Here is a 6,143-nt window from a genome sequence, read left to right as displayed (position 1 = left end):
TATCTGCTCCGGGCTCCACCACCAGGCGAGTGTCAGCTCGACAAACTGGATGACATCGGCAGATAGCCGAGATTTGGCCGCACTGGCCCGTCGGTGGGTGGCGTGCTGATGCGCATTGTCTGGCTGGTAGCCCTGCGGCCCGGCGTTACGACGCAGCTCCCGGTAGAGGGTGGAGCGATGAACGCCAATGGCGCGTGCGGTGGCAAGGATGGACATCCCCTGTGCGCGAAGCACCGATAACTGGTATCGTTGCCCCTCGGTCAACTGCTGATAGCTCATGGTGATACTGCTTTTACTTTGGCGAGCATAAGGGTACCACCAATCATCAGTTGGCCACCTCTCGCCATTCATCCATGAGTGTCGCACTTATTATCTGAATTCCCGCGATAGTGAGTATTTCACCGTAATAAAACCTGATTTCTCATACGTCCGATTACGCTTAGCTACTCGCCCCTTGGCCCTGAAGAATTAAAATCATGCCACCAAACCCATTTAAATATAGAATGATTGCAGAATAGAATATATAGGGAAAAATATATGTACTTAAGTGAGTTAAGAACACAAGGATTTCGCTGCTTTGATAATGAATTCAAGATCCAACTAACTGCGGGTTTGAACGTAATAGTTGGTGAAAATGGAGCAGGGAAAACAGCTATCATCAGTGCAATGCGCCAGCTTTTCTACGATTCCGAATCAGGAAGATACAGCATCAGTAGTGATGATTTTTTCTGTCCATTTAGCATAGATGGAAAACCAGCTAAATCTTTTTCAATTCAAGCTGAGTTTGATGGTTTAGATATAAACGATAAAGTAACTTTACTTCCATGGATTGGCACATCTAACACTGCATTGTTGAATCTACAAGCTGAGAATAAAGAAATACAAGGTAGATTTAAAAAACTTATCTGGGGAGGTATTTCAAAAAGCTCTCAGTTTGACCCTGAGTTATTAGACCTAATCCAATGTATCTACTTACCACCATTGAGAGATGCCGAATCCAAGCTATCCAATGGTCGTCAGTCTCGATTATCAAAGCTCCTTAAAGCTCTAAACCGCAAAGAGTTAATCCAATGCAGAAAAGCTGGAACACTACATCCACTTGAAGAGAAAGTTAAGGAATTTAACTCTTCCCTAGCCACAAATACAAGCTTGAGCATAAAGGATGCAAATAAGTTAATAACTGAAAATTTAACAATGGCTATTGGTCATCATTTTGGGCAAAACACTAGTATTCAATTTGCAGAAACTGATTTCACGAAAATTGCTGAAAGTCTTACATTATTATTTTTCCCTAATCTATCAATTGACGACCAGGAGTTATTCAGAAGTTTAAGTCAGAATAGTTTGGGCTATAATAACCTATTATATATAGCGTCTATTCTTGCTGAGCTTACATTGGATGAAGAAGGTGAGGGACAACCACTTTTTAAATTGCTTCTCATTGAAGAGCCTGAAGCACACTTACATCCTCAATTGCAAATAAGGCTACTAGACCACTTAAAGTCAGTAGCTGAAAAGAATAAGAATGTTCAAGTTATTGTGACTACACACTCTACTGTTTTAGCCTCATCTGTCAATATTGAATCGATTATTCATCTGTCTAAATCTTGTAATCCTATTGCAACCCCATTGAGAACCTGTGGGCTTCGCCAAAATAGCTCTCAATTCATTAACCGCTGGTTAGATGTCACAAAATCTAACCTTCTATTTGCAAGTGGTGTAATCCTAGTTGAAGGAATAGCAGAACAAATGCTCATTCCTGCCATAGCGAAGATCGTACTCAAAGGTCAAGCTGAAGGGAAAAATAGTCTTGAAAACCTAGGTGTTTCTACAATAAATCTAAATGGGATATATTTTAAGCATTTCATGCAATTATATTGCAATATCAAAAATGTTGATGACGATGATGAAGAAATTGAAGGAAGCAATATTCCAATTAGATGCGCTGGACTGACAGATTTAGACCCACCCAAAACCATAACAACTAAAGTTCCCAAGCCAGAGAAAGAAGATGAGTTACAAGAGATAATTGAAGATTTTATTCCTTATGATGGGAACTTAAAAGAGGGAACTAATCATGCTATACAGCTCATAGGTTCAATTAATAGTTCAACTCATGCTAGATTATTTGTAAGCAAGTACAAAACTTTAGAGTATGACTTAGCAATGGAAGGTAATAATGCTGCACTAATGTCGGAAGTAATTGCGTCTCTTTGGCCTAAACCAAAAACAGGGAGCAGTACTATAATCAATGAATTCAGTCTAATGTCTAAGATAGACTGGAGAAAAAAAACGCCAAAGGAAATTGCAGAGGCCGCTCATAAAATTCTCTATCGGATTGATGATGATAAAATTGGGAAAGGGATATTTTCCCAAGTAATGACTGATAGGATACTTAAAGAAAGCGCAGATTTTACTGTTCCAGAATATATAAGGAATGCCATTTTCTGGGCGTCATCATTGGATGACAGCTCTGGAGTTGAATAAATATGGAATTCACTGATGAGCAACTTAAATATATTAACTCCAGCATTGAAAAACATACTTTCTTAGAAGCCTGTCCGGGCAGTGGTAAAACTGAGGTTGTTGCTGCCAAAGTAGCAAAAGAAATCAGCAGCTGGAAGAAGGCACCGGGAGGTATTGCGATACTTTCCTTTGCCAATAGTGCTACAGATGAGCTAGCGAATCGGATATCAAAGCATACTAATCCAAGCAAAAGTATGTATCCTCATTTCCTAGGAACATTTGATAGCTTTATCTATAAAAATATAGTCTCTCCACTAGCGATAGACCTCACCGATTATGCAGGAGAAGGGAAAGATGCATCAATTAAAATAATTGAGCCTTCTGCATTTTTAGGCTACAGAACAAAATATAGTTATGCCTCACGCGGGAATATCTCAGCACATCATTTTTCTTTTGATTTAATAAACGAAAAAGTACTATTCGATACTGGCGATTCAATTTTAAATAGAACGTTAAGTGCTATTTCTCTGGCAGAGTGGCAAATTAAAGATCTATTTGAAACAAAACTAAAAATGCTCAAAGGTGGTTTTGCAACCTACAGAGACATTGAGTTTTTAACTCTCAATGTCATGAAAGATATAAAATACGAAAATTTTATCGAGCTGCTTGTAAAACGCTACCCTTTGATATTTATTGATGAATGCCAAGATCTGTCAAAAGAGCAACTATTTATCCTCCAAACTCTTGCTGACAAAGGATCAATCCTGCACTTTGTGGGAGATCTTCATCAAGCTATTTACGGTTTTCGTGATGTTGAACCAGCAGCAGTAAAACAATTCACTGACGACAACAATTTTGAACACTATAAATTAACTCGGAACTTTCGCAGTTGCCAAAACATCGTTGATATCTGCGCGAAGCTAACTGGTCGCCACGATATCACCGGAGATGTATCTTGGTTATATCCAAGGTGCATCGTTGTTCAATATAGCAACTGCCCGACCGAACTCATTGGTTTCTTTGAAGAAAAATTTGTGGGTTTTAATAAAAATGTCATTTTATCGAGAGGGCATTCAATACTGCGTAGGTTTCAAACTACAATTGATGAATTTAATAACATTCAAAGGTTAGCTCTAGCTATTAAACTATATAATCCTAATGATATAGATGCATTAAAAAATTCGCTACAACTACTCTCTGAATTCATTATGTATCATCTTAAGGAAAGTTCTAGATCAAATAGCTTCAATTGTCCTCAATCTATAAGTTCAAATATTGCATGGAGAATATTTTTATGTGATTCATTAACCTATTTTATCAGTAGTGGCCTTAATAACATGAATGTTTCTTGGTCTACATGGGCTAAAAGTGCAAAATCGATGATTCGTACATTGTCCAAACAAGGCTTCTGTTCAGAATCAATTTCGATGGTATTAGCTCCATTAGATGATGTAAATCTAAAATCGCCATCTGGCTCAGCCAAAACCACTGTATCAACCTCATTGGGGCCTATTTTAAAATCAAATGTAGAGTATAGAAAATCAACTATTCATGGCGCTAAAGGAGAAACTCATGATGTAACCGTAGTCATATCCTCAGCTACTGCGGGAAATGATGCTCATTGGATGAACTGGATTAAAGATCCAAATAGTGAAGCAGCTAGGTTTGCTTATGTTGCATCATCTAGACCCAGACATTATCTAATATGGGCAGTAAAAACACTTAAAGAGCCTGAAAAAGAAATACTTAAAGCGATAGGTTTTTGCATTCATTAATATACTCTGAGCAATAGAGTATTTATTACAATGAAATTATATTCAACATGTCTGTCTACAAAATATTGTGTTGTAGCTAAATGGATTCATAGTAAAAAACGCAGCCCTTGGGCATCATTTTTTATTCCTAGTTTCTATTTCCCCACCCCCTTGCACTGCTCTCCCCTTCCAGCGGAAAAGGCGGCCAACATGCACGCTAAAGCCATGGGCGGACACGGTATTGGTTCCCCCTGCAAACCGCCGAGTCGAGTTCAACGGGTCAGGAGCGCGATCAGGGATGATGAGCCATGCCATCCAAGCGTTGGACGACATTCAGCCGAGGAATGACGTTAGCCCCCCTCACCCTAACCCTCTCCCACAAGGGGAGAGGGGATCAGAACACAGGCCACCGAGGCTTAAGAGGTGTCGAGGGAAAAACCACAAACAAAAACCGCAGCCCTTGGGCTGCGGTTTTTTATTGGCTCAACCTGTTGGCACCAACAGGCCCATCGCCCTTACGCACGGCGCCAGCTGGTTTTACCGGCGCTGTCTTCCAGTACGATACCCATCTCGGTGAGACGGTTGCGGGCGGCATCGGCAGCAGCCCAGTTCTTGTCGGCACGGGCCTGATTGCGCTCGGCGATCAGGCGCTCGATCTCGGCAACCTCTTCGTCCGCTTCATCACCCTTCAAGAAAGCCTCAGGGTCTTGCTGCAGGATACCGAGCACGGCGCCCAGCTCGCGCAGACGGGCGCCCAGTGCGGCGGCAACGGCCATGTCTTCACCCTTCTGGCGGTTGATCTCGCGCACCAGATCGAACAGGGCGGAGTAGGCTTCCGGGGTGTTGAAATCGTCGTCCATCGCTTCCTTGAAGCGAGCCACCTGCTCGTCGCCACCGGCAGCAGGGGCCAGCGGCAGATCGCGCAGGGCGGTGTACATCCGCTCCAGCGCGGCGCGGGCTTGCTTGAGGTTATCTTCCGAGTAGTTGAGCTGGCTGCGGTAGTGGCCAGACATCAGGAAGTAACGGACGGTTTCGGCATCGTAGTGGGCCAGCACGTCACGGATGGTGAAGAAGTTGCCAAGGGATTTGGACATCTTCTCTTTATCCACCATCACCATGCCGCTGTGCATCCAGGTGTTGACGTAGTCGCCACCGTGGGCGCAGCAGGACTGGGCGATCTCGTTCTCGTGGTGCGGGAACTGCAGATCGGAGCCACCGCCGTGGATGTCGAAGTGGTTGCCAAGGTGCTTGGAGTTCATGGCGGAGCACTCGATGTGCCAGCCAGGACGGCCCGGGCCCCAGGGGCTTTCCCAGGTCGGCTCGCCGGGCTTCGACATCTTCCACAGCACGAAGTCGAGCGGGTTGCGCTTGGCATCGACCACGTCAACACGGGCACCGGCTTGCAGCTGCTCCAGATCCTGACCGGAGAGCTTGCCGTAGTCGGCGTAGGATTCGACGATAAACATCACATCGCCGTTATCCGCCACATAGGCGTGCTCTTTATCCAGCAGGGATTGCACCAGCTCGATGATCTCTTCGATGTGCTGGGTGGCGCGCGGTTCGATATCCGGGCGCACCATGCCGAGGGCGTCGAAGTCGGCGTGCATGTCGCCGATCAGACGCTCGGTCAGCTCGTCGCAGGTGACGCGGGTTTCAGCGGCACGCTTGATGATCTTGTCATCCACGTCGGTGATGTTGCGCACGTAGGTGAGGTCATAACCGGCGTAACGCAGGTAACGAGCGACCACATCAAAGGCGACGAAGGTGCGGCCGTGGCCGATATGACAGTGATCGTAGATGGTGACACCACACACATACATGCCCACCTTGCCCGGGTGGATAGGTTTGAATTCTTCTTTTTGACGAGTGAGTGTGTTGTATATCTTCAGCATCTTCTAACCACTGCCTGTGAGTAAAATGGTT

The 6,143-nt window shown here is 44.2% G+C and carries 4 protein-coding genes; 2 read left to right on the top strand and 2 right to left on the bottom strand.

The annotated features are described in order from the left end of the window. The coding region (locus tag AB5Y97_RS05670) for a transposase (protein WP_368157254.1) at nt 1-279 on the bottom strand (279 nt) is incomplete at its 3' end. 258 nt (nt 280-537) lie between these two features. Between AB5Y97_RS05670 and AB5Y97_RS05665 the strand changes: the two genes are divergently transcribed. Both AB5Y97_RS05665 and AB5Y97_RS05660 read left to right on the top strand, forming a co-directional pair. Then, the gene (locus tag AB5Y97_RS05665; protein WP_368157356.1) at nt 538-2,487 is read left to right on the top strand and encodes an ATP-dependent endonuclease; all 1,950 of its coding nucleotides are present in this window, start codon (nt 538-540) and stop codon (nt 2,485-2,487) included. A 2-nt stretch (nt 2,488-2,489) separates the two neighbouring features. Continuing rightward, the gene (locus tag AB5Y97_RS05660; protein ID WP_368157355.1) at nt 2,490-4,241 is read left to right on the top strand and encodes a UvrD-helicase domain-containing protein; all 1,752 of its coding nucleotides are present in this window, start codon (nt 2,490-2,492) and stop codon (nt 4,239-4,241) included. Nucleotides 4,242-4,735: 494 nt separating this feature from the next. Here AB5Y97_RS05660 and cysS read toward each other — a convergent pair whose 3' ends face one another. Beyond that, on the bottom strand, nt 4,736-6,112 hold the full coding sequence (gene cysS / locus AB5Y97_RS05655; protein WP_368157354.1) for a cysteine--tRNA ligase: 1,377 nt from the start codon (nt 6,110-6,112) through the stop codon (nt 4,736-4,738). Between the last annotated feature and the right edge of the window lie 31 nt (nt 6,113-6,143).

This window comes from Aeromonas sp. R10-2 (assembly GCF_040908445.1).
GTDB lineage: Bacteria > Pseudomonadota > Gammaproteobacteria > Enterobacterales > Aeromonadaceae > Aeromonas > Aeromonas veronii.
This window is presented reverse-complemented; position numbering and strand designations above follow the sequence as displayed.